Below are 24,033 nucleotides of genomic sequence, written 5' to 3'. Positions count from 1 at the left end.
GAGCCGGTCGCCGACCAGGCGGCCCGCCGCCATGAGCGCGGAGAAGGCGGAGAAGCCCAGCGCGGCCACCGCTCCGGACGCCTCCCGCGCGTCGTGCAGGTAGACCGCGGCCCAGTCGGCGACCGAGCCCTCGGCGAGCATGCAGCAGAACGCCGCCGCGCCGAACAGGACGATCCGCAGCGGGATCCCGCGCCGGACGCCCGTGTGGGCGGGGGTCGCGGTCGCGGAGACCGTGTCGGGGCCGCGCAGCAGCCAGTTGCGCGCGGCCACGGCCAGCGCGGCCATGGCCAGCGCCACGGCGATGAAGGTGAGCGGTGCGCTCACGCCCAGGTAGGCGGTGGCCCCGCCCAGTGCCGAGCCGACGAAGCCGCCGATGGAGAAGGCGGCGTGGAACGACGCCATGATGGGGCGCCCGTAGCGCCGCTCCACCCGGGCGGCGTGCACGTTCATCGGCACGCCGAGCAGTCCGCTGCCGAGGCCGACCGCGGCCAGCGCGGTGAACAGGTAGGGCAGCGAGTTGGCGAACCCGGGCCCGATGAGGGCCAGGGAGGCGAGCAGGGCGGCGGGCAGCATGACGGAGGAGCTGCCGTAGCGGTCCACCATGCGCCCGGCGACCTGCATGGCGGCCAGCGAGCCGACGGCCAGGCCCAGCAGGGCCACGCTCAGCTCGCCGTCGTTGAGTCCGGCGCGCTGCTTGACCTCGGGGATGCGGGACGCCCAGACGGCGATGACCATGCCCGCGACGAAGAAGTAGGCGAGCACGGCGGCGCGGGCCCGGCGCAGCCGAGCGGCCCGCGGCTGGGCGGGGTCGGAGGGAACGGGGAGACGGGATTCGTGCTGGTTCTCAGGCACGGCTCACCAATCCGTAGGACAGTAGGGACGGTCTCGGACTGCGGAGGTTGGGCAGCCCGAGGCGGGACTGGGAGCGGCGGCTCGGGGACCGCCGCTGCGGAGACCGACGGCCCCTGTTGGGGGCCGGGACCGGTCAGACGCGGTGGACCACCACTCCGGCGGCCCGGATCTCGGCGACGCTGTCGTCAGAGGCGTCGGTGTCGGTGACCAGGACGTCGAAGTCGCTGACGGGGCCGACGTGGCCCATGGTCACCTGGCCGATCTTGGTGGAGTCGGCCACCAGCACGACCTGCCGTGCCGACCGCATGGCGGCCCGTTTGATGGCGACGTCGGCGAGGTCGTAGGCGGTGACCCCGTCGCTCAGCGACAGCCCGCAACAGCTCAGGACGGCGGTGTCGAAGCGGACCGCGGCCAGGGAGGCCTCGGTCAGCGGGCCGGTCATGGCCAGTTCCCCCGGGCGCACCTCTCCCCCGGGCATGAGCAGCCGGGCCGTATTGCCCTCGCTGAGCACCGCGGCCGCCTGTAGAGACAGCGGCATGACGGTGATGTGCCGCTCGGCGAGGACACGGGCCGCCTCCACGACGGTGGTGCCCCGGTCCAGCAGGACCGCCTGGCCGTCGCTGACGAGTTCGCCGACTGCTCGGCCGATGCGCTTCTTCGCGTCGACGGCCATGCGCTCCCGGATGGCGTAGGGCGGCTCCTGCCCGCGCGGCAGGAGGCTGACCGCGCCTCCGTGCACCCGTCGCAGCACGCCCTTGTCGGCCAGGTGGTCCAGGTCGCGCCGGATGGTCATCTCCGAGTGCCCGGTGAGCTCGGCGAGTGCGGCGACACTCACCTCGCCCTCGGCTCGCAGCCGGGCCACGATGACGTCCATCCGTTCGGCGCTGTCCATGACTCAATTCAAACACAGAAGATGTTCGTTCGCTCGTTTTTTAGGCCTTCTAGTGTGTGAACTATCAACAGGGTTGAGTGATACGGGGCACAGTGCGGTTCGGTTCCGTCGCGTGGGCCACAATGGAGAGGTGTCCTCCCTGTCCGCCGCCCGCTGCGACGTCTGGTGGGCCGCCCCGGCGCTGGCCTCCCCGGCCCTGCTCGACCTGCTGGACGAGGCCGAACGGGCGCGCCACGCCCGCTTCCGCCTGCCCGCCGACCGGGACCGCTACGCCGTCGGCCGCGCCCTGGCCCGCCTGCTGTGCGCCCGCGCCGCCGGGTGCCACCCGCGCGAGGTGTCCTTCCTCCTCCGCTGCGGCCACTGCGACCGGCCCGAACCGCACGGCAAGCCCCACCCGGCGGGTCCCGCCGAGGGCTGGGAGGTCTCCGTCACCCACTCCGGCGAGCGGGTCGGCGTGGCGCTCAGCCGCGGCCTGCCCGTGGGACTGGACGTGGAGCGCGTCGCCGACCGCGACCTGGACGGACTGGTCTCCTACACGCTGACCGACCGGGAGCGCGCCGCGCTCGACGCCCTCGCCCCCGCCGAGCGGCCCGCGGGCTTCTTCACCTACTGGGCGCGCAAGGAGGCGCTGCTCAAGGCCACCGGGCAGGGCCTGGCCGGCGGCCTGACCTCGGTCGAGGTCAGCGGGCCGCACGCGGACCCGGCCGTGCTGGAGTGGCGCGGCCCGGCCGCCCCCGACCGGGTGCAGTTGGTCGACCTGGACGCCGGCGACGGCTACCGCGCCGCACTGGCGGTGCTGGCCCCCTCCCCGGTGACGGTGGCGGTCCACGACGCAGCCCCCCTCCTGGGGGCGCCGCAGCGCGCGTGCGTGTCCGGCACCGGCCTGTCCGAGGCCGCGCGCTGAACCGCCCGCCCGCCGACAGAGCCGCAGGCCAGCACGGAGGCCGCCGCTCCAAACGTACCGCCGCGGCCACATTCCTGTGCTGGTCGGGTAAGCCGTTCCTGGCTTGACCCGCTTTCGGCCGCGTTGATGTATTTCAAAGCGTGCTCAGCAACCCGCGGCTCCTCCCTTCTCCGGACACGGTCCCCGACCCCTACCGCTGGCTGGAGCGAGGCGACTCCCCGCGCAGCACCGAATGGATCGCCCAACGGGACGCCGAGTTCCAGGCCGCGGCCGCCACCTGGCCGCTGCGCGACGCCCTGGCCGCCGACATCCGCCACCTGGTCTCCCCCACCCAGTGGTCGCCCCCGCTGCGCCGCGGCGGCCTGCTGTTCGCCACCCGCCGCGACGGCGGCGACGAGCACCCCCGCCTCGTCGTCGTCGACCCTTCGGGCCGCGAGCGCGTGCTGTTCGACCCCGCCGCCCACGACCCCGACGGCACCACCACGCTCGACGCCTGGGAGCCCAGTCCCGACGGGACCCTGGTGGCGGTGCAGACCTCCCGCGGCGGCGTGGAGCGCGGAGCCCTGCGGGTGCTGTCCACCGCCACCGCCCGGCCCGTGGAATCCCCCGTCACCGGCGTGCGCTACGCCCACGTGGCCTGGCTGCCCGCCCGCCACGGCCCCGCCTTCTACTTCGTGCGCCGCGACGACTCCGACGGGCGGCGCGGCGTGTGGCTGCACCGCGTCGGCGGCGGCCCCGACACCCTGGTCCACCCCTGCCGCTCCCCGCGCACCGTCCCCGGGGTGCTGCTGCGCCGCGACCGCTGGCTGCTGGTCACCGAGAGCCACGGCACCGGCCACAGCAACGACCTGTGGCTGGCCGACCTGGCCCACAGCCCGCCCGACGCCCCCGCCCTGCGTCCGGTGCACGTGGGCCGCGACATCGAGTCGGAAGCCGACGTCGGCCCCGACGGACTGCTGTACCTGCGCACCACCCACGGCGCGCCGCTGCGCCGTATCTGCGCGGCCGACCCCGCCGCCCCCGCTCCCGAGCAGTGGCGCGAAGTGGTGCCCGAGGACCCCGAGGCCACCCTCGACGGCTTCGCCGTGGCGGGCGACGCAGCAGCCGCCGAGGTGGTCTACGCCCGCACCCGCCTCGGCGTCAGCGAACTGCGCGTCCACTCCCCCGCCACCGGCGTCGACCGCGCGGTCCCGCTCCCCGGGGAGGGCATGGTCACCCGGGTCAGCGCGGAGGCCGACGGCACCGTGCACTTCTGCTACGCCGACGTGGCCACCCTGCTGACGGTGTTCGAACTCCGCCCCGGCCGCACCCCCCGCCCCTGGCCCGACACCGGACCGCCCCCGCCGCGCACCGAGGTCGAACGCCGCACCCTGGCGTGCGTCTCCTTCGACGGCGTGCACGTGCCCGTCACCGTCTTCGCCGTCCCCGGCACCCCGCCCGGCCCCACCATCCTGCACGCCTACGGCGGGTTCGGCCGCCCCCGCCAGTTCGGGTTCTCCGCCACCGTGCTGGCCTGGCTGCGCGCGGGCGGCCGCTACGCCGTGGCGCACGTGCGCGGCGGCGGCGACCTCGGCCGCGAATGGCACCTGGCCGGCGCCGGACGGCACAAGGTGCGCGCCGTCCGCGACCTGGTGGCCGCCGCGGACTTCCTCGTCTCCGCCGGCGAGTGCACCCGCGACGAACTGTGCCTGTCGGGCGGTTCCACCGGCGGACTGCTGGTGCTGGCCGCCGTCGCCCTGCGCCCCGACCTGTGCGCCGCGGTGATCGCCTCGGCGCCGCTGGCCGACATGGTCCGCTTCCAGCGGCTGGGCCTGGGCGCGATGTGGACGCGCGAGTTCGGCACGGTCACCGACCCCGACGACTTCGCGGCCCTGCTCGACTACTCCCCCTACCACCGGGTGCTGCGCAACCCGCCCACCCGCTACCCGGCGGTGCTGCTCACCGGGTTCGACGGTGACACCCGCACCGACGCCGCGCACCCCCGCAAGATGTGCGCGGCCCTGCTGGAACGGGCCGTCGGCCCGCGCCCGGTCCTGCTGCGCTACGAGCGCGGCGTGGGGCACGGGCCGCGCGCGGTCACCCGCGCCATCGGACTCGCGGCCGACGCGCACGCGTTCGCGGCCGCACAGACGGGGCTGTCCCCGACCCGCCAGCCCTCGGCGGGCACGGCTCCGACAGCAGGGAGGAGGTGAAGACGCATGGACGACAACCTGTTCGACATCGAGATCGAGGACCTGCCGGAGGTCACGTCGCGTGACGTCACCGCTGGTGGCGACAGTGACGGCACCGACGGCAGCTCCGACTTCATCTGATCCGCGCCGCCGGGGCCCGCGGGTCCCGGCGGCCCTCACCCGGTACCGCCGCACCCGGAAAGGCTCTGGATGACCGACCGCCTGTTCACCGAGACGCTGCTCGACGCCGTGGGCGAGGACCTGCTGCGCTCCCGGCTGTCGGAGGACTTCGTCCGCGCCGACGTGGGCGCGCAGACCGTGGCGCCGCTGCTGACCTTCCAGGCGCTCAGCGACCTGCTCAGCACCCACCAGTTGGAACCGCCCCGGCTGCGGCTGCACCGCGCGGGCAGACCGGTGCCCCTCAACGACTACACCGAACCGGTCGAGGCGTCAGGGGTGGCGCGCCGCCTGGTGCGCCCCGAGGCGCTCTACGAACAGTTGCGCAACGGCGCGAGCCTGGTGCTGGACGGCATCGACCGGCTGCACCCGCCGATCCGCGCCGCCGCCGACGACCTGATGCGGCTGGTCCACGAGCGCGTGCAGGTCAACCTGTACCTGATCTGGGGCGACTCGCACGGCTTCAACACCCACTGGGACGACCACGACACGTTCATCGTGCAGGTGGCCGGAACCAAGCACTGGCAGGTGCACGGCCAGGGCACCCGGCCCTACCCGATGAAGGAGGACACCGACCACTCCCACCGGCCCCCGGAGGGCACGGTGTGGGAGGGCGTGGTGCGCCCCGGCGAGATCCTGCACGTGCCGCGCGGCTGGTGGCACACGGTCACCGGCACCGGCGACGTGAGCATGCACCTGACCTTCGGGTTCACCCGGGCCACCGGCGTGGACTGGGCGCGCTGGCTGGTGGACCGGCTGCACGAGGTGGAGTTCGCCCGCACCGACCTGCCCCGGTTCGCCTCGCCCGAGGAGCGGCGCAAGCACCAGCACGAGCTGCTGCGCCACCTCCTGGACCTGGCCGAGCAGCACGGCATCGACGACTTCCTCGCCGACCGCGACTCCCGCTTCCCGCGCCGCCAGTCCTTCTCCCTGCCGTGGGCGGTCGACGGCTCCACCCCGGGACCCGACACCGTGATGGAGTTCACGCCGATCCTGCCCTCGGCGCTGCGCGAGGAGAGCGAGAAGGTCGCGCTGACCGTCGCGGGCCGCCGCTACGCGTTCCCGAAGACGGCCCAGCCGCTGCTGGAAGTGCTGGTCAAGGCGCGCACGCTGACCGTGGCCGAACTCGCCGAACGCGCAGGAGTCCCGGTGGACACAGCCGCCGCACTGGCGCGCACTCTGGTCCGACACCACCTGGTATTACTCAAGTAACCCATTTGACCTGGGAAAATACCAGTACGCCAGAATTGCCATCCCAAGTTAATTTAGGCTAGCCTCAGTTCTGCGTTCCCACCGCGCGCGACCCGTCGCGCCGGTCCTGTTTGCGCTACGCAGAAGGGCTCCCTCACATGGCACAGCAGCGTCATCCGCTCGCGACGGTGGTTGACGCCTGCGCGCCCCTCAAGTTCGCCCCGCTGCCCGACCTGCGCACCCCGGCGCTGACCCGGGCAGCGGACCAGGGCGACGTGGAGCAGTGGTGCCGCGCCGACCTGCTGGCCGCCAGGGGAGCGCTGGAACCGGTCTACGACGGCTACGTCGCGGCCACCCGGCCGGGCCACCGGCTGCCCGCGGCCACGCACTTCCTGCGCGCCCTGCTGCGCGAGCCGATCTTCCTGGTGGCGGCGGGCCTGTACCTGACCGGCCGCGCCCCCCTGCTCGACGCGGGCCACCTGTGGTTCCCGGTGCGCGCCGACCACACCGTCGGCACCCCGATGGTCACCGAGGCGAAGGTGGCGGTCACCGCCGACGACGCCTTCGCCGCCCACCCCGACGCGGTCGCGCTCCCCGACGCCGACGAGGTGACCCGCGCCGCCGCAAAAGCCATGGTGGCCGCGTTCACCCCGGTCGTGGACGCCCTGTGTGCCCACACCCGCGTGGGCAGGCGCACCCTGTGGGGGTGGATCGTGGACACCACCCACTTCTACATGCTCAACCCGGCCCGCTACCTGGGCCGCGACGCCCGCGCCGCCTGGGAGCACGCCGACCGCCTCGCCGACGCCATGACCGCGGCCGGCGCGGTCACCCGCTGCCGGCCCCGCCTGTTCCCGTTCCACGCCGACCACCCGCGCGGCACCTGGGCGGTGCGCGGGACCTGCTGCTTCGACTACAAGGGCGACCCCGAGCACGGCTACTGCACCACCTGCCCGCACAAGTGCGACGACGAGCGCCGCAACGAGCTACAGGAGTGGCTGCGCAACCCGGCCCTGGCCCCCTGACCCCCGATCTTGCCTCCGGGGCCGACGGGAGTGCTCACCCGGCCCCGGGGGCAGACTCCCCCGCCGGGGCCGTCCCGGTCCGGTCGGGCACGGCGTTCCGGTGCGGGTGGCCTGATTGCACGGGCATCCGGCAGCGGGCGTCACGGGTCAGATTGCCGTCGCCATCACACGGCTCGACGGCCACCGCACCCCCGTCCCGCGGGCAGCGCCAGCGGCAAGGCACAGCCCTTGTCTCTGTCCTCCGGAACCGTCGCTGCCTTCCCGGAGGAAAGCGAGCAGGTCGCACCTGCGCTTCGTCGCAGACCTCCCCGGCCTGCCAGAACGGGTTGCGGACACGGGCTGAGGCATCGACAGCCAGCGGGTACACCGCTCGGCCGGTGGATCAGCCGGTGGTGGCGGGCCAGTGGTGGGGGGTGTATCCGGTGCCGGCGAGCCAGGTGCGGATGCCCTGGGCGGGGTAGTCGATGGTGTTGCGGGGCAGCAGGCGGGGATCGGCCCACACGAGCCTGCCGCACTTGTGCGGCTCTGCGTTGCGGGGCTCGCCCTGCCAGGTGCGGGTGGTGAAGAACACGCCGATGCGGGCCAGGTCGGGGCGCTGGCGGTGGTGGACGACCGCGGCCAGGGCCAGGGTGTCGGGGTCGACGGTGACGCCGACCTCTTCCCGTGCCTCGCGGGCCGCGCCGTGGTGGAGCGCCTCGCCCTCCTCCAGGTGCCCGGAGGGCAGGTGCAACATGCCGTCGCAGTACCCGGTGCCCCGCCGCTCCAGCAGCAGGATCTTGCCGCCCCGCTGCAGGATCACGTGGACGTCGACAATGCTGCGGTAGCGCTCGGGCATGACTGGCCTCACCTGGAACGGCTGACTGTACTGCCCCTCGTAGGGGCGATGAGAACGAGGCCGGGATGTACGTGCCCGGCCCCGACGTCATGTTGCTGCCCCTCGTAGGGGCGATGAGGACGGGCACCCACCTGATCAGCTCGTGCACCCCGCACCGGTTGCTGCCCCTCGTAGGGGCGATGAGGACCCGAGAGTAAAGTCGCTGGTCACACCCCACCCCGGGTGCCGGTTCCGGCGGCTTTTTTCAGCGAACCTCCGGTCGTGCACCAGACCTCGGCGTGTCGCTGAAAACCAGGGTCCGCCGGGCCTGCTCACAGGATGTCACTAGAGGCCGGTCTGTCGACACACGGATCCCACGACTGCTCCACACCCGCACCGACCTCACCCAAAAGGCGATCGCGGACCATCCCGGCGTGGACGAGGATCACCCTTCACTACCTGGGACTTTACCAGCGGCCTGGGCGCTTCTCATCCACTCTGGAGAACCTGTGGAACACCTCCAACCGTCGAAAAACGACCCGCAGCCTCGGGATGGCTGCTCGTGCCCTGCCTGCTGTCCGAGACACTTGCTGGGCTGCGGAACCGGTCGAAAGCCCTTTCCCTGTCGAAACTCCACGAACGATCACCGGCATGACCTTGGATCATGGTCCTAGGGATAAAACAGATGCTTGTTTTGCCCCTAGGACCATGGGAGAGGGTGAAGCGGTGTCTCAGCTCCGTGGCCTGGTCAGGGCTGATGGGGGCGGTTCTCCATTGCGAGAGCCGTGGCAGGAAGCGCCTGCTTGTGCTGTGGTCAGGGATTGGCGGGGTCGTGGTCGTGGCGGCTGGGAAGGTGCTTCCGGTCGGTTCCGGGCGAGCCTTGGTTTGGAGAAGCCAAGCAACCGAGCCAAGGGTGTTGCGTGTTCCTGGCGGTTGGGTGTGTTTTCCCCAGGCTTTTGCAGGTGAATGAAAATCTCCCGGACTGCTGGTAAAGTCCCAGGTAGTGAAGGGTGCTCCCCGCGCACGCGGGGATGCTCCCTCGTACGAGAAGCCTCCACAGCGGCTCGTATGGTGCTCCCCGCGCACGCGGGGATGGTCCGAAAGGGTCAACGAATTTCGCGAATATTCGCGCCGTGGAATATTCAGTGTCCCGAAAGGAGGGTGCTCTTCGCACCGCCACGACCGGCGCGGCAGGCCGTGGCCCGGCAGCACCGCACGCCCCGCCGGCCCGCGGCCTTGCCGGGCCTTCAGCCCAGGACGATGGTGATCTTGTCGAGCTCTCCGGTGAGGAGCCCCCAGCCCTGGACCACGAGCTGGTATCCCCGGTAGCCGAGGAACGTCAGGAAGCAGAGCAGCAGGAGGCAGCCGAACAACCGGAAGAAGACCGACTCCTCCCTGCTCCTCTCTTCCAGCCGCTCTTCTTCTCCGCGTCTCCAGTAGGCGTCGGACACGGTTCGCTCCGTTCACGGGGGTGCAGGGTTCCTTCCCCTGCTCTTGGACGCTCCCGGGGCGCGGCCGCCGACCGGACGGATGTCAGGACGCGGGGTCGGGGCCGGTTCTCCTGCGGCGGCCATAACGCCACTTCAGGTACTTGCTCTCGCGTTCGACGCGGCGCATCTCGGTGTAGAGCCCGTCGGGGTCGGGTGCAGAGACCACCTGGCCGCCCTCGGGTAGCGGCCAGCACCCGAACGCCCAGTAGCGGCGGGTGTAGGGACCCCAGATCACCACCCAGGCCCCCTGCTTCTGCCACTCGATGTGCGCGGCCACGTCACGGCGGTCGGGATCGTAGAACTCGCCTTCCGCGCGGCCCGTCCCAGCACGCTTGCCCAACCGGAGGCTTCCCTTCACACGCTCCACTGGGGCGGGAACCCGCCCCAGTCAAGCGTCACACGCGCGGCGTCCGGAGGAAAGACCACCGTCGAAAAACGTGCCCAAAGCGGTCACTTTCCTTCATACCGCCGGAGGTCCGTTTCCCTGTGCTGCCGGGGTGGCGGCCGCGTTCGCCGTGGTCGGGGCGGTCAGCCTTCGGTGCCGGCGTCTCTCAGCACGGAGGCGCGCGCCTTCTCGACGTCCGCGACTCGGGGGCTTGCCGCTCCCCAGCGGGCCAGGGCCTCCTGGTGGAGCTGTTCAAGGCTGCCGAGGGCGCGCTGCGGGTCGTAGATGCCCGTGATCGAGGCGGCGCCGACCCGGTTGGCGTGCCACTGCTCGGAGTCCGCGGCGAGGACCTGCTGTCCCTCGGCGAGCGAGTCGGCGATCGCCGCCTCGGCGTGGGGGAACCGTCCCAGTACCGCGAGGATCTCGGCCAGGTGCAGGCGCCACCGCAGGGTGTCCCCCGGGGCATTCTCCGCCGGGGCAGCAGGCGTCCGCGCCTAGCCCAGCGCAGTGCCAGGTTCTCCTGGTTGCTGTGGTCGGCTCTGCGGTCGCGCGGGGCGAGGAACCCTGCTGCGGTGACCAGGACCGCGCCGATGCCCGCCACGTATCCGCCGATCGACGGGCCGCCGGAGACACCGGCGCGGTAGGCGTAGGCTCCCACCTCGCTGGTCTCCAGCACCGACCAGGCGAGGGCGAGCAGCCCGCCGACGATCAGGATGGGGCGTTCTGCGGGGCGGGCCCGTCCGGTGAGCAGGACCGCCGCCGCGACGAGGGCGGCGAGGAGGGCGTAGAGGGCCAGCAGCACGCCGATCCCGCCCTCGCGTCCGGCGTGTGAGCCGGCTTCGATGACGCGGTCCGCGTGGGGGCCGCTCACCCAGGGCAGCGCGAGTCCGGCAAGGGCCAGCAGTAGCGCTCCCGCGAAGGCCGGAAGCGCGGCGCGCAGGGGCGGGGCCGTCCAGTCCACCTGGCCCACGAGGGCGGGGCCGCGGGAGGGTGTCGGTTCCGTGGTGCTCATGGGGTCAGCTTTCCGAAGGGGCGAGGGGTCACAGGGCGGCGGCGACGGGCAGGCACACGACGGGGAGGAGCACCACCGCGGCGGGGAGCAGCAGCAGGCGCAGCCAGCCGAGGGCGGTGCCGTGGACGGCCCTGGCCGCCAGCAGTGCGCCGCCGGGGCCGACGAGCACCAGGGTGGCGGTGGTGAGCAGGAGGCGGGGCAGGCTGGCGCCGGGGCCGGGGAAGAGCGGGGCCAGCGGGGTCTCCTCGGCGATCCACTGGCCGACCTTGCCCAGTCGGCTCGACAGGTAGAAGAAGCCGACGACCGCGAGGACCAGGGTGACCAGGGGGAGCACGACGTAGAGGAGGCAGGTGGCGTAGAAGGCGTCGTCCTCCTTCCTGCGCTCCTCCTCCCAGGCCCGGTTGGCCTGGTCCAGTCGTCTTCTGTCGTACTCTTCCGCGATTCTCTGCCCCTCGTCCATGGCGGCCCTCTCAGTTCTGCTCCGGTGCCGGGGCCGGGGCGCGCTCGGCCCGCCCGCGCAGGATCCGGGTGACGACCGCGACCAGGACGGAGGCGGCGACCAGGACCAGGAAGACGTTCTGTCCGAGCGTGTTCTCCGTCTCGGCGGAGGGGAAGACCCTGAGGTCCAGAGGCTGATCATCAGCACCTGGATGAGCACGGGGCTGGTCCAGGCCGCCGTCCAGAGCAGGAAGGCGACGGTGTACCAGGTGCATGGGGTCCGGTGCGCACGAAGTAGTGGGGTCTGCGTCTGGGCACGGGGGCCTTTCGGTAGGTGCGGGCGTTGCTGTGGGGGGACTCTCGGACGGTGGGGTCTGCGGTCCCGACACCTGCTCGGGACTGGCGCAGCAGTGCACCTCCGCAGCTCCTCGGACCGGTCGGGATATCGAGGTCAGCGGGCCGGGGCGGTCCCCGCCGCCTTCGGGGCGCTGCGGCGGCCTCACACCGGAAACGCGCGACGGGGGCGGTTTCCCGCCCCCGTCGCCGGGTCCGCGGCCGGGCCTGCCCGGTTGTGCCGCTACTCGTCGTCCTCGTCGGCGGCGTGGTGGTCGAGGTTGGACACGCCGCGCCGCCAGTAGCCGTCGACCTCGAAGTCGCGGCCGCGTACCAGGCCGCGCTCCTTGAGCAGGCGGCGGATCGGCTTGAGGGCGTCGGCCTCGCCGCCGACCCAGACGAACACGTCCTTGTCGGGCAGTTCCGTCTTCTCCAGGGCGCGCAGTAGCAGGTCGGTGGTGCCGGGCGCGGCGCCGTTGCGGTGCAGCCAGGTGATCCGGGCTCCGCGGGGCGCGTCCAGTTCCTGTTCCTCGTCGGCGTCGGCGACCTCGAAGAACGCGGTGACCGAGGCGTCGCGCGGCAGCTCCTCGATGCGGCGGGCGGCGGCGGGCAGCGCGGTCTCGTCGGCGAGCAGCACGTGGTGGGAGTAGTCCGGGTAGTAGACGGTGCCGCGCGGGCCGAGGACACCGAGGCGGTCGCCGGGCTTGGCCGAGGACGCCCACCGTCCGCCGGGGCCGTGGTCGTGGGCGACGAAGTCGATGGTGAGCAGTCCGGCCTCGGCGTCGAAGCGGCGCACCGTGTAGTCGCGGTAGATGACGCCGGGCGCGCGGAAGTTGAGGCAGCGGTCGTTCTCGACGACGGGAAGCACGTGCTCCCCGGTGTCGGGGTTGGGGAACCACAGCTTGACGTGGTCGGCGAAGTTGTCGCTGCGCAGACCGGCGATGTCGGGTCCGCCGAAGTCGACGCGGACCATGCGCGGGGTGATCCGCTCGACGTTGACGGCTTCCAGCACCCGCGGCTTCAGCGGGTACATCTGGACCGTGCGCTCGCTCACCGCGGCGGTCATGGGCTACTCCTCGTGGTCGGTTGTGGTCGGTGACGGGCGCGGGTCCGGTCGGCCCGCGCCCGAGGTGGCGGTGGTGCGGCGCTCTTGGGCGCCGTCGTCGGGGGTGCTGTCGGTGAGCACCCGGGCGGCGCGCAGCCCGGGGAAGGCCAGGGCGAGCGCCGCGACGGACAGGAGGGTCAGGACGCCGCCCGCCGCGATGGCAAAGGCCACGCCCAGCAGGGGGGCCAGCGCACCCAGGGTGAGGGCGCCCGCGGAGTCGCCGACGGTGGCCTGGGCGGTCCAGACGCTGTTGACCCGGCCGCGCAGCGCGGCGGGGGTGTGCGACTGCAGCAGGGCGTAGCGGAGGATCTCCTCGCTGACCTGGCCGTAGCCCAGCAGCACCAGGAAGGCGAAGGCCAGGGGGAAGGCGGGGCTGAGGCCGAGGCCGAGCACCGCCGCGCCGCACACGGCGACGGAGCCGAGCAGTGCTGCCCCGGCGCGGCGGACGCGGCCGGTCCAGCCGCTGGTGAGGGAGCCTGCCAGGGCGCCCAGCGCCGGGGCGGTGTAGAGGAGGCCGACCGTGGCGGGGCCGCCGCCCAGGACGGTGTCGGTGAACTCGTTGATGAGCACGTGGGGGGCGGCGAAGAGCAGTTGCGCGAAGCCGAGGAGCAGCAGCGGGCCCACGACGCGGTGGCGGGTGGCGAAGCGGGCTCCGGCGGCGACGGCGCGCAGTACCGGTTCGCCGCGCTGGTCGGTGTCAGGCTCCAGGCGCGGCAGCCGCCACACCAGGACCGTGGTGACCAGTGACAGCAGCGCGGTGAGCGCGTAGTTGCCGCCCATTCCGGCGGTGGCGATGAGCACGCCGCCCAGGGCGGGGGCCAGGACCGCCCCGAGTTCGCCGTTGAGCGCGAGCAGCGCCCCGGCCGCGGGGAGCTTGTCGCGGGGGACGAACCCGGGGGCCGCCGCCTGGAGTGCCACCGCGCTGAAGGAGCCGAGGAAGCCGATGAACACGGCTGCTGCGTAGACGACCCACAGCAGCGGCTGTTCGGGCAGGACGCTGTTGGCGGCGAGCGCGGTGTAGCCCGCCACGGCCGAGGCGCGGCCCACGACGATGAGGCGGCGCCGGTCGCCTCGGTCGGCCAGCACGCCGCCGACGAGGGTGCCGCACAGCACGGAGACGGCGTTGGCGGTGTGGACCGTGGCGACGAGCAGGGACGAGCCGGTGAGCTCGTAGACCTGGGTGGGCAGGGCGACGGCGGCGAACCCGAGTCCGAAGACCGAGACGATCCTGGCGGTGAAGACGATCCGGAACTCCCGGCTGATGCGCAGCGGGGTGGTGTCGATCATCAGTCGGGCGAGCTTCACGGCGTCCTCACGGATCGGTGACGGCAACCCCACGGGTCGTCAACTTAGGCAAGGCACACCTTAACATCACCGGGCCGCGCCGTGGGTTCTTCAGCCGAGGAACGCCCCCGACTTCTGGTCGCTGCCGGGGACCGGCTCGGTCAGGTCGTCGCCGAGGGCGACGATGCGGTTGTTGGCGTCCACGTGCACCACCTTGGGGCGGTGGGTGGCGCGCTCGGCCTCGGTGAGCTGGGTGTAGGAGATGATGATGACCAGGTCGCCGGGGGAGACCAGGCGTGCGGCGGCTCCGTTGATGCCGATGACGCCGCTGCCGCGTTCCCCGGTCAGCACGTAGGTGACCAGGCGGTTGCCGTTGGTGATGTCCACCACGTGGACCTGTTCGCCGTCGACCAGGTCGGCCGCGTCCATCAGGTCGGCGTCGATGGTGATCGAGCCGACGTAGTGCAGATCCGCCTGCGTGACCGTGGCGCGGTGGATCTTGCCGTTGAGCATGGTGCGCAGCACCGTGGACCTCCTCGCGGTCGTCCGGGTTGTCCGGGACGGGAGTCCTCTCCCGTGCTTCCCTGTTCGACGCCCCAGGGTAGAGGGCGCCTCACCGGGGTGCCCGTGGCGGGCTCCCGATGTAGCGCGCGGCACCGGGCCGCGCGCCCGGTCAACGATCGCGAACCGGTTCCGGGCGTCCTCAGTCGTGGGCCTGCATGGCCTCGCGGAGGCTGCGCGGACGCAGGTCGGTCCAGTGGGTGTTGACGTAGTCCAGGGCCTCGGCGCGGGAGGCGGGCCCGAACACGGTGCGCCACCCCTGCGGGACCTCGGCGAACTCGGGCCACAGGGAGTGCTGGTCCTCGTCGTTGACCAGAACGAGGAACACGCCTTCCTCGTCGTCGAACGGATTCGCCACGGGTTTTGTTCCTTTCGTCGGCACAGGCGGGACCGGCGCCCGCCGGGAGTCCCGGCGGGCGCGGAGGGGTCACAGGGTCTTGAGGACCTCTTCGATCTGGTCGAGGACGGTGTTGGCCTGGGCGTAGGTGCGGGCGGCGCTGTAGCGCAGCGGGTGGGCCCGGTCGGCCTCGACGGCGGGCAGGCGCTGCCACAGCTCCTGCTTGAGCAGCTCCTCGGTGAACGGGTCGGGGTTCCCCTGGGCGTCGGTCTCGTAGAAGACGACGTCGGCGTCGTTGAGCTTGTCGATCTCCTCGTAGGAGTAGAAGGCGGCGAAGTTCTCGCCCGCGGCCTCCTGGGCGCTGGTCTGCTCGGCGCCGAGCGTGTCGAGGATCTCGCCGCCCCAGGCGTTGGTGTTGACCACGGCGAACTCGCCGTCGACGCCGAAGACGACCGCGAAGGTGGTGTCGGCCAACTGGTCGGCGTAGGTGGTGCGGATCTCCTCGATGCGGGTGGTGAAGCGCTCCTGTTCGGCTTCGGCGCGCTCGCCGTCGCCGATGGCCTGCGACAGTTTGAGGGTCATGTCGCGCAGTCCGGCTCCGGCGCCGTCGAAGTCGTAGAAGACGGTGGGGGCGATCTGCTGGAGGTCCTCGTGGGTGGCGGCGTACTCGTCGTGGCTCTCCACGCGCACGCCGCCGATGATCAGGTCGGGCTCGGCCTCGGCGACGGCCTCCAGGTTGATCTCCAGGCCGGCCGACTGGACCACCGGGTAGTCGGAGAGCTTCTCGAGCTCCTCGGCGGTGTAGAGGGTGGCGGCCGGCTCGATCACGCCGACCGGTTCGACGCCGGCCTCCAGCACGGCCTCGGTGCCGAACTCCAGGGCGACGATGCGCTGGGGGTCGGCGGGGACCTCGACGGGGCCGTAGTCGGTCTCCACGGTGACGGTCTTGCCGGCCGGGGCGCTGTCGGCCTCCTCGGTCTGCCCTCCGCCGCAGGCGGTCAGGGTGAGGGCCAGGGCGAGGACGCCCGCGCCGAGGGCGAGTCCGTTGCGGGGGGATGTCTGCTGCTCCACTGCGACCGCTTTCTGTCTCGGGTCCGGTCTCCACAACCGGAACTTTAAGTTAGGAAAGGCTTACCTAAGTACTTTAGGGATTCTGGTGGGACTCCCGGTGCGTTTTCGCGAAGCGTGTCCGGATCGTGACTTTTCTGGGTTTCACGCGGGCCTCCCCTCGGCGCGCCGCAGCGCCTCCTCCAGCAGCGGCCCGACCACCGACAGCGCCGCCGGGCCGGTCAGGTCGTTGTGCCCGCAGTCGACCTCGTGGTCGACCACCTCGCCGGTGACGTACCTGCGCCACAGCCGCGCGCTGATCCCGCCGGCGGGGTCGCGGTCCGCCGCGGCGGTGAAGAAGTGCAGGTCGCCGTCGTAGACGCGGTAGCGCGTCCGGTACATGACCTCCATCGTGTACACGCGGGCCCGCACCACCCGGTCGATGGTGGCCTCGTCGAACTCGGCCCACACGCCGTCGCTGTCGCGCAGGAACTCCACCACCTGGTCGCGCCGGTAGGGCCGCTCCAGCCAGCTCGGCAGCTCCCGCTGGGAACTGGACAGCAGGAACTCCAGCGCCTCCTGCTCGGCCTCCTTCTCGTCGGGCACTCCCCCGGCCGCGCGCACCTCCGGCGCGTCGGTGGGGTAGGTGTCCAGCAGCGCCAGGAACGGCACCCGCTCCCCCTCGGCCTGCAACCGGGTGGCCAGGGCGTGCGCGACCTGCCCGCCGAACGACCAGCCCACCAGGTGGTAGGGGCCGCTGGGCTGCACCCGGCGCACGTGGCGGGCGTACAGCTCGACCAGCTCCTCCATGGTGTCGGGCACCTCCTCCCCGCGCAGTCCGGGGAACTGGACGCCCACCAGCGGACGCTCCCGGTCCAGGAACGGCGCCAGCGCGGCGTAGGACCAGGAGAACCCGCTGGCCGGGTGGAAGCAGAACACCGGGGGCCTGCGCCCGCCCTCGCGCAGCCGCAGCACGGTGGCCAGCAGGTCGTCTCGGCGCTCGGTCTCCAGGTACTCGCGCAGCCGCGCCACGGTCGGCGCGGCCAGCAGGGCTCCCGCGCCCACGCGCACCCCCAGGTGCTTGCGGAGGCGCCCGGCCAGCCGCATCGCCAGCAGCGAGTGGCCGCCCAGTTCGTAGAAGTCGTCGTCGATGCCGACCCGCTCGACGCCGAGGACCTCGGCGAAGTGCGCGCACAGCGCGCGGTCGGTGTCGTCGCGGGGCTGTCTGCCCTGCCGCTCGGCCACGGCGGGCGCGGGCAGCGCGGCGCGGTCCAGCTTGCCGTTGACGGTCAGCGGCAGCCGCTCCAGCACCACCAGGTGGGCGGGGACCATCGCGGCGGGCAGCACGTCCGCCAGGGCGCGGCGCAGCGCCGCCGGGTCGACCTGCGCGCCCGCGGCGGGCACCAGGTAGCCGACCAGTTGCCTGCGGCCGGGCGGGTCCTCGCGGACCACCACCGCGGCCTGGGCGACCTGCGGGTGCTCCTCGATCGCGGCGACGACCTCGGCGGGCTCCACGCGCACGCCGCGGATCTTGACCTGGTCGTCGACGCGCCCCAGGTAGTCGATGCGGCCGTGGGCGTCCCAGCGCACCAGGTCGCCGGTGCGGTACATGCGCGCCCCCGGCGGGCCGAACGGGTCGGCGACGAACCGCTCGGCGGTCAGGTCGGGCCGCCCGGCGTACCCGCGGGCCAGTCCCACCCCCGACACGTACAGCTCGCCCGGGGTGCCGGGCGGCACCGGGCGCAGCCCCGAGTCCAGCACGTGGACCCGGGTGTTGGCGATGGGGCCGCCCACGGTGGGGGTCTCGCTGTCGCCGGTGCCGCCGCCGAGGGTGTTGATGGTGTACTCGGTGGGCCCGTACAGGTTGTAGCCGAGCACGCCGTCGGCGTCGCGCAGCGCCCGCCACACGGTGTCGCTGACCGCCTCGCCGCCCAGCAGCACCAGGGCGGGCCGGTGCCCGTCCGGGTCGAGCAGGCCGTCCTCGACCAGTTGGCCGCAGTAGGAGGGGGTCACGTTGACCACGTCGATCGCGTGGCGGCGGCAGTAGTCGACCAGCCGGTCGGAGTCGCGGCGCAGCTCCTCGTCGAGCAGGTGCACCTCGTGGCCGTCGACCAGCCACAGCAGCTCCTCCCACGACATGTCGAAGGAGAACGACACGGTGTGCGCGACGCGCAGCACCCGGCCGCCCAACTGCGCCACCACCGGCCCGAAGATCGTCTCGCGGTGGTTGACCAGCATGTTCACCAGCCCGCGGGCGGGGACCTGCACGCCCTTGGGGCGGCCGGTGGAGCCGGAGGTGAAGATGGTGTAGGCGAGGTGGTCGCCGCGCACGGGGGCGGGCCGGTCGGTGTCGCCGGGGTCGGTGTCGGCCATGCGGTCGAGGTCGGCGCGCGTGCCGGGGTCGTCGAGGACCAGCAGCGGCGGCCCGCCCTCGGGCAGCCGGTCGCGCGCGGCCGTGCTGGTGACGGTGAGCGCGGGCGCGGCGTCCTCCAGCACCGTCCGCAGCCGCCCGGCCGGGTGCTCCAGGTCCAGCGGCACGTAGGCGGCGCCCGCCTTGAACACCGCGAACAGGGTCACCACCCAGTCGCTGGAGCGGTGCAGCGCGATCGCCACCGGCGTCTCCGGGCCCACGCCGCGCGCCAGCAGCAGGCGGGCCAGCCGGTTGGCGCGGGCGTTGAGCTCGGCGAAGGTCAGCGTCGCGTCGCGGGCCACCAGCGCGGTGCGGTCCGGCCAGGTGCGCGCCGACTCCTCGAACAGCTCCACCAGGCTCTGCCCGGGCAGGGCGCGCCCGGTGTCGCCGTGCGCGGCCGCCAGCTCCGCGCGCTCGGCGTCGGACAGCGTCTCCAGTGCGGCCACCGGCCGCTGCGGTGCCGCCGTGATCTGCTCCAGCAGCCGCAGGAACCGGTCGAACAGGGCGCGGGCCTCCTGTTCGGCGACGGCGTCGCTGCGGTAGGCGAGGCTGAGCCGGAAGTCCGCGCCGGGCTGGGCGACCAGGGTCAGCGGGTAGTGGGTGGCGTCGGCTCCGGTGACCGACTCCAGGCCGGTGGCCTGCCTGATCCGCTGGTAGCCCTCGTCGTCGTAGGGCAGGTTGCGCAGCACGTACAGGGTGTCGAAGAGGCGCTGTCCGCCGAGTTCGCGCTGGATGTCGGCCAGGCCCACGTAGTGGTAGGGCAGCAGGTCGGCCTGCTCGGCCTGGACGCGGCGCAGCAGGTCGGCGACCGGCTCGCCGGGGCGGATGCGCACCCGTACCGGGATGGTGTTGAAGAACACCCCGACGATGGACTCCACGCCGTCGATCTCGGGCGGCCGGCCGGAGACGGTGCTGCCGAAGACGATGTCGTCGCCGCCGGTGCGGGAGCGCAGCACCAGGCTCCAGGCCGTCATGAGCACGGTGTTGACGGTGACGCCACTGCTGCGGGCCAGACGGGTGACCCGGTCCAGCAGGGCGGGGTCGACGACGGCGTCCACCGTGCGGGGCATGACCGTGCCCTCGCTCCCGGCGGACGGGGCGACCAGGGTGCCCTCCGTCACGCCGTCGAGGGCGCGCCGCCACGCCTCCATGGCGGCGGCGCGGTCCTGCCGGGACAGCCACACCAGGTAGTCGCGGTAGGGGCGGGTCGCGGGCAGGCAGGAGGGGTCGCCGCCGTTGCGGTACACCTCCATCAGCTCGGCGTTGTACCGCTCCCCCGACCAGCCGTCCATGACGATGTGGTGGAAGGTGAGCACGAGGACGTCGCGGTCCCCGGGCAGGTGTGCCAGGACGTGGCGGATGAGCGGCGGGCGGGTCAGGTCGAAGCGGCGCTCCCGCTGCTCCACGCGGATCCGCTCCAGGCTGCGGTGCGCCTCGGCGGGGTCCAGGTGCGACAGGTCGACCTCGCGCCAGGCCGCGGACAGCTCGCGCGGCACGAACTGGACGGGGCGCTCCACGCCCTCGTACCAGATGCCGGCGCGCAGCGCGGGGTGGCGGCGCAGCAGGGCGTCGGCGGAGGCGCGCAGCGCGGCGGCGTCCACCCGGCGGGAGAAGGTGAAGACGTTCTGGACGGTGTAGACGTCGAGCTGCCACTCGTCGACGGTGGCGTGGTAGAGCAGCCCCTCCTGGAGGGGGGCCAGCGGGAGGACCTCCTGGATCTCCCGGGAGTCCGCGGCTGCGGTGGTCATGGTCGTCTCTCCTCGGCTGCGGGTCGGGTCAGTCCTGTTCGCGCCAGTTGCGCGCGAGGTCGGCGAACTCGTCGGGGCTCATGAGGTCGGCGAACTCCCCGCCCGTCGGCTCCTCGGGTTGGGGCTCGGGCGGCGCGGCGGGGCGTGCCGCCCGGGCCAGCCGTTCGGGGGTGCGGTGGGTGAACACGTCGCGCACGGTCAGCTCGATCCCGTCGCGCACCAGGCGGCCGACCAGGCGCAGCGAGGAGACGCTGTCGCCGCCCAGGGCGAAGAAGTCGGCGTCGGCGGCGACCCGCTCCAGGCCGAGCACCTCGGCGAAGGCCGTGCACAGCGCCGTCTCGGCGGGGGTGCGCGGGGCGCGCCCCTCCTGCGGCTCCTCGGGGTCGGGGTCGGGCAGCGCGGCGCGGTCGAGTTTGCCGTTGACGCTCAGCGGCAGCGCGTCCAGGTGGACGAACACGGCCGGCACCAGCGCGGGGGGCAGGGTCTCGGCGAGGGCGGCGCGCAGGTCCGCCGCCGCGGGGGGCGTGCCGTCGGGGACGACGTAGCCGACCAGGCGGACGCCTCCGGCGGGTGCGCTGCGCACCGCGACGGCGGCGTCGGCGACCCCGGGGCGGGCGCGCAGCGCGGCCTCGACCTCGCCGGGTTCCAGCCGCACCCCGTTGATCTTCACCTGGTCGTCGGTGCGGCCCAGGTACTCGACCGCTCCGTCGTGGCGGCGGCGCACCAGGTCGCCGGTGCGGTAGAGGCGGGAGCCGGGCGGGCCGAAGGGGTTGGCGACGAACCGGGCGGCGGTCAGGTCGGGGCGGCCGACGTAGCCGCGGGCCAGTTGCACGCCGCCCAGGTAGAGTTCGCCGACCGCGCCTGCGGGCAGCGGGCGCAGTGCCGCGTCGAGCACGTGCAGTTCGGTGTTCCACACGGGGCGGCCGATGGGCACGGTCTCGCCGACCGGTCCGGCGTGCGGGCCGACCACCGGGTGGTGGGTGACGTCCACGGCCGCCTCGGTGGGGCCGTACAGGTTCTCCAGGCAGGTGTCGGGCAGGGTCCGGGCGAAGGCGCGGGCCAGGTCGGCGTCGAGCGCCTCGCCGCTGACGACGACCCGGCGCAGGCAGGCGGCGCGGCCTGCGGTGGGCTCGTCGAGGAAGGCCCGCAGCAGTGACGGCACGAAGTGGCAGACGCTCACCTGCTGCTCGTCGAAGAGGGCCGCGAGGTAGGCGGGGTCGCGGTGGCCTCCGGGGCGGGCCACGACCATGGTCGCGCCGACGGTGAGCGGCCAGAAGAGCTCCCACACCGACACGTCGAATCCGACGGGGGTCTTGTGCGCGACCCGGTCGTCGGGGGTGAGCCGGTAGGCGTGCTGCATCCACTGCAACCGGTTGGCGACGGCCCGGTGGGCCACCCCCACGCCCTTGGGCTCGCCGGTGGAGCCGGAGGTGAAGATGACGTAGGCGAGCTGGTCGGGGTGGACGTCGGCGGTCGCGGCCGGGGCCGACCCGGCCAGGCGGGCGCGGACGCCGGGGTCGTCCAGCACCACGGTGCCGGGCAGGTCCTCCCCCAGGTGCGGCAGGGCCGAGCGGCAGGTCAGGGTGGCCGCGGCGCGGGCGCGTCCGGCCATGGCGGCCAGCCGCGCCGGGGGGTGGTCGAGGTCCAGCGGCAGGTAGGCGGCGCCGGCGCGCAGCACGCCCAGCAGGGCGGCCACCAGGTCCGCGGAGCGGGGCAGCGCCACCGCCACCACGTCGCCCGCGCCCACCCCGTCCGCGGCGAGCAGCGCGGCGATGCGTCCGGCCCGGTCGTGCAGTTCGCGGTAGGTGAGGCGGGCGTCGTCGGCGACGACGGCGGTCCGCTCGGCGTGGGCTGCCGCGGCGGTGTCGAGCAGCGCGGTGAGGGTGGCGGCAGACAGCGGGCGGGCGGTGGCGTTGTGCTCGGCGAGGGCGGCGCGTTCCCGCTCTCCGAGCAGGTCGAGGGCGCTCAGCGGCCGCTCGGGGGTGTCGGCGAGCTGGGTGAGGACCCGCACGACCAGGTCGAGGAGGGCCGCGGCGTCCTCCTCCGCGATCCGGTCGGGGTCGTGGTCGAGGCGCAGGACGATCTCCTCCTCCGGCAGCGCCACCAGCGCCAGCGGGTAGTGGGTGGCGTCGCGCACCTCGACGTCGGCGACCCGCAGTCCCGCGTGGTCGGCGGCGTGCCGGGAGCGGTCCAGGGGGAAGCTCTCCACGACCAGCAGGGTGTCGAAGAGCGCGGCGGCGCCCGCGGCGCGCTGCACGGCGGCCAGGCCCAGCGCGTGGTGGTCGACCAGGTCGGCCTGTTCGGCGTGGATCCGCCGCAGCAGCGCGGCCGCGGTCTCGCGCGCCTCCAGGCGCACCCGCACCGGCAGGGTGTTGGTGAACAGGCCGATCATCGACTCGGAGCCGGCCACCTCGGGGCTGCGCCCGGAGACGGGCTGGCCGAAGACCACGTCGTCGCCGCCGGTGCGGGCGGCCAGGGCGACCGCCCACGCGGCCTGGAACAGGGTGTTGGGGGTGACCCGGTGGGCGCGGGCGGTGCGCCGCAGTCGTTCGCTGAGTGCTGCGCCGAGCGGCCGGACCAGGCGGCGCGGCGGCCGGGCGCCGACGGGGCGGTCGGGGGCGACCAGGCACGGGCCGGGCAGGCCGGCCAGCGCCCGGCGCCACGCCGCTTCGGCGGCGGTGCGGTCCAGGCGGGCCAGCCAGGCCAGGTGGTCGCGGTAGGCGGGGGCGGGCGGCAGCGCCGCCGGGTCGCCGTCCACGGCGTACAGCGCGCACAGTTCGTCCACGAGCAGCGGCAGCGACCAGCCGTCCAGCAGGATGTGGTGGGCGGTCACCACGAGGACGTGCTCGGTGTCGTCGGCGACGAGTGCGAAGCGCAGCAGCGGCGGCGCGGCCAGGTCGAAGCCGCGTGCCAGTTCGCGTTCGGCGACCCGTGCCGCCGTGGCCGCGACACCGTGGCCGTCCGGGCCGGTCTGGCGCCACTCGGCCTCGGCGTCGGCGGGCACGAACTGCACGGGCTGGTCGAGGCCCTCGTGGGCGAACCCGGCGCGCAGATTGGGGTAGCGGCGCAGCAGTGCCTGCGCGGCCCGGCGCAGCCGGTCGCGGTCGAGGCGGCCGTGCAGCGTGATGCGGCACTGGACGGCGTAGACGTCCCCGGCCTCTCCGGTGAGGGCGTGGTGGAACAGCAGCCCCTCCTGGAGCGGGCTGAGCGGGAGCACCTCGCTGATGGCGGTGTTGTCCTGGGTCAACGCCGTCTCCTCCACAGTGATTCGAGTTGGGCGAGTTGGGTGGCGTCGAGGGAGACCAGCGGTTCCGCCGGTGCCGGGTCGGGCTGCTTCTCCTCGGCCAGGGGGCGGGCGAGCGCGGCGAGGTCGGCGACCACGGGGTGCCGGAAGACCTGCCGCCCGGTGATCGCCCACCCGGCGCGGCGGGCCGCGTTGACCAGGCGCAGCGTCAGGACGCTGTCGCCGCCCAGGGCGAAGAAGTCGGCGTCGGCGCCGACCCGTTCCCGGCCGAGCACCTCGGCGTAGGCCGCGCACAGCGCGGCTTCGGCCGCGGTGGCGGGTTCGCGGCCGGTCCGCTCCTCGGCCGCGGCGGGGTCGGGGGCGGGCAGCGCCGTGCGGTCGACCTTGCGGTTGGCGGTCAGCGGCAGCTCGTCCAGCAGGACGAACGCGGACGGGATCAGGTAGGCGGGCAAGGTCCGGGCCAGCGCGGCGCGCAGCGCGGCCGGGTCGGGGCGGGCCTGCGCGGCGGGCACGACGTAGCCGACGAGCCGCTGGTGTCCGGTGCCGTCGTCGCGGGCGGTCACCACGGCCTGGGCGACGCCGTCGATGCGGGCCAGTGCGGTTTCGATCTCGC

The 24,033-nt window shown here is 73.5% G+C and carries 20 protein-coding genes; 4 read left to right on the top strand and 16 right to left on the bottom strand.

The genetic code is table 11. The features are described 5' to 3' along the window. Both AC529_RS07445 and AC529_RS07440 read right to left on the bottom strand, forming a co-directional pair. A partial coding sequence (locus AC529_RS07445) for an MFS transporter (protein ID WP_068755005.1) occupies positions 1 to 852 on the bottom strand: 852 nt, incomplete at its 3' end. A 133-nt stretch (positions 853 to 985) separates the two neighbouring features. After that, positions 986 to 1,744, bottom strand: coding sequence for a DeoR/GlpR family DNA-binding transcription regulator (locus AC529_RS07440; protein WP_068755003.1), 759 nt, complete (start codon positions 1,742 to 1,744; stop codon positions 986 to 988). Between the two features lie 130 nt (positions 1,745 to 1,874). Here AC529_RS07440 and AC529_RS07435 point away from each other — a divergent pair, with 130 nt between their 5' ends. The 4 genes from AC529_RS07435 to AC529_RS07420 all read left to right on the top strand — a co-directional run bounded on the left by AC529_RS07435 (position 1,875) and on the right by AC529_RS07420 (position 7,212). Next, positions 1,875 to 2,648 (top strand): 4'-phosphopantetheinyl transferase family protein, encoded by a 774-nt coding sequence (locus tag AC529_RS07435; protein WP_068755000.1) that lies wholly within the window; start codon positions 1,875 to 1,877, stop codon positions 2,646 to 2,648. 140 nt (positions 2,649 to 2,788) lie between these two features. Then, positions 2,789 to 4,840 (top strand): prolyl oligopeptidase family serine peptidase, encoded by a 2,052-nt coding sequence (locus tag AC529_RS07430; protein WP_068754998.1) that lies wholly within the window; start codon positions 2,789 to 2,791, stop codon positions 4,838 to 4,840. Between the two features lie 189 nt (positions 4,841 to 5,029). After that, complete coding sequence (locus tag AC529_RS07425) at positions 5,030 to 6,208, top strand: cupin domain-containing protein (protein WP_068754997.1); 1,179 nt, start codon at positions 5,030 to 5,032, stop codon at positions 6,206 to 6,208. Between the two features lie 137 nt (positions 6,209 to 6,345). Then, positions 6,346 to 7,212 (top strand): (2Fe-2S)-binding protein, encoded by an 867-nt coding sequence (locus tag AC529_RS07420; RefSeq protein WP_068754995.1) that lies wholly within the window; start codon positions 6,346 to 6,348, stop codon positions 7,210 to 7,212. Between the two features lie 382 nt (positions 7,213 to 7,594). On the opposite strand, the gene AC529_RS07415 is transcribed toward AC529_RS07420, so the two are convergent. The 14 genes from AC529_RS07415 to AC529_RS07350 form a co-directional block, all read right to left on the bottom strand. After that, positions 7,595 to 8,047 carry an NUDIX hydrolase gene (locus AC529_RS07415; protein ID WP_083948021.1) on the bottom strand — a complete coding sequence of 151 codons (453 nt, stop codon included), beginning with the start codon at positions 8,045 to 8,047 and terminating at the stop codon, positions 7,595 to 7,597. A gap of 1,226 nt (positions 8,048 to 9,273) precedes the next feature. After that, positions 9,274 to 9,477 (bottom strand): hypothetical protein, encoded by a 204-nt coding sequence (locus AC529_RS07410; protein ID WP_068754993.1) that lies wholly within the window; start codon positions 9,475 to 9,477, stop codon positions 9,274 to 9,276. A gap of 82 nt (positions 9,478 to 9,559) precedes the next feature. Further along, positions 9,560 to 9,856, bottom strand: a complete 297-nt coding sequence (locus AC529_RS07405; RefSeq protein ID WP_068754991.1) for a hypothetical protein — start codon at positions 9,854 to 9,856, stop codon at positions 9,560 to 9,562. 211 nt (positions 9,857 to 10,067) lie between these two features. Then, entirely contained in the window at positions 10,068 to 10,913 is an 846-nt protein-coding gene (locus AC529_RS20005) for a hypothetical protein (protein ID WP_157080103.1), read from the bottom strand. Between the two features lie 28 nt (positions 10,914 to 10,941). Next, the gene (locus AC529_RS07395) at positions 10,942 to 11,373 is read right to left on the bottom strand and encodes a hypothetical protein (protein ID WP_068754987.1); all 432 of its coding nucleotides are present in this window, start codon (positions 11,371 to 11,373) and stop codon (positions 10,942 to 10,944) included. Positions 11,374 to 11,383: 10 nt separating this feature from the next. Further along, the gene (locus AC529_RS07390) at positions 11,384 to 11,626 is read right to left on the bottom strand and encodes a hypothetical protein (RefSeq protein ID WP_068754985.1); all 243 of its coding nucleotides are present in this window, start codon (positions 11,624 to 11,626) and stop codon (positions 11,384 to 11,386) included. Positions 11,627 to 11,928: 302 nt separating this feature from the next. Continuing rightward, positions 11,929 to 12,750: a siderophore-interacting protein gene (locus tag AC529_RS07385; RefSeq protein ID WP_068754982.1), complete on the bottom strand. Its 822-nt coding sequence runs from the start codon at positions 12,748 to 12,750 to the stop codon at positions 11,929 to 11,931. Between the two features lie 3 nt (positions 12,751 to 12,753). Continuing rightward, positions 12,754 to 14,094, bottom strand: a complete 1,341-nt coding sequence (entS, locus tag AC529_RS07380; protein ID WP_394326437.1) for an enterobactin transporter EntS — start codon at positions 14,092 to 14,094, stop codon at positions 12,754 to 12,756. A gap of 90 nt (positions 14,095 to 14,184) precedes the next feature. Further along, positions 14,185 to 14,598: an aspartate 1-decarboxylase gene (panD, locus tag AC529_RS07375; protein ID WP_068754978.1), complete on the bottom strand. Its 414-nt coding sequence runs from the start codon at positions 14,596 to 14,598 to the stop codon at positions 14,185 to 14,187. 178 nt (positions 14,599 to 14,776) lie between these two features. Continuing rightward, positions 14,777 to 14,992 (bottom strand): MbtH family protein, encoded by a 216-nt coding sequence (locus AC529_RS07370; RefSeq protein ID WP_068754976.1) that lies wholly within the window; start codon positions 14,990 to 14,992, stop codon positions 14,777 to 14,779. Between the two features lie 69 nt (positions 14,993 to 15,061). Beyond that, positions 15,062 to 16,042, bottom strand: coding sequence for an ABC transporter substrate-binding protein (locus tag AC529_RS07365; protein WP_068754974.1), 981 nt, complete (start codon positions 16,040 to 16,042; stop codon positions 15,062 to 15,064). A gap of 141 nt (positions 16,043 to 16,183) precedes the next feature. After that, positions 16,184 to 20,176 carry a non-ribosomal peptide synthetase gene (locus AC529_RS07360; protein ID WP_068754972.1) on the bottom strand — a complete coding sequence of 1,331 codons (3,993 nt, stop codon included), beginning with the start codon at positions 20,174 to 20,176 and terminating at the stop codon, positions 16,184 to 16,186. A gap of 28 nt (positions 20,177 to 20,204) precedes the next feature. Beyond that, positions 20,205 to 23,423 (bottom strand): non-ribosomal peptide synthetase, encoded by a 3,219-nt coding sequence (locus AC529_RS07355; protein ID WP_068754970.1) that lies wholly within the window; start codon positions 23,421 to 23,423, stop codon positions 20,205 to 20,207. Next, a partial coding sequence (locus AC529_RS07350; RefSeq protein ID WP_232306624.1) for an AMP-binding enzyme occupies positions 23,420 to 24,033 on the bottom strand: 614 nt, incomplete at its 5' end. The genes AC529_RS07350 and AC529_RS07355, both read right to left, overlap by 4 nt.

The organism is Thermobifida cellulosilytica TB100 (assembly GCF_001517975.1).
Taxonomy (GTDB): Bacteria; Actinomycetota; Actinomycetes; order Streptosporangiales; family Streptosporangiaceae; genus Thermobifida; species Thermobifida cellulosilytica.
Note: the sequence above shows the minus strand (reverse complement) of the source record. Positions and strands in the feature narration are given on the sequence as shown.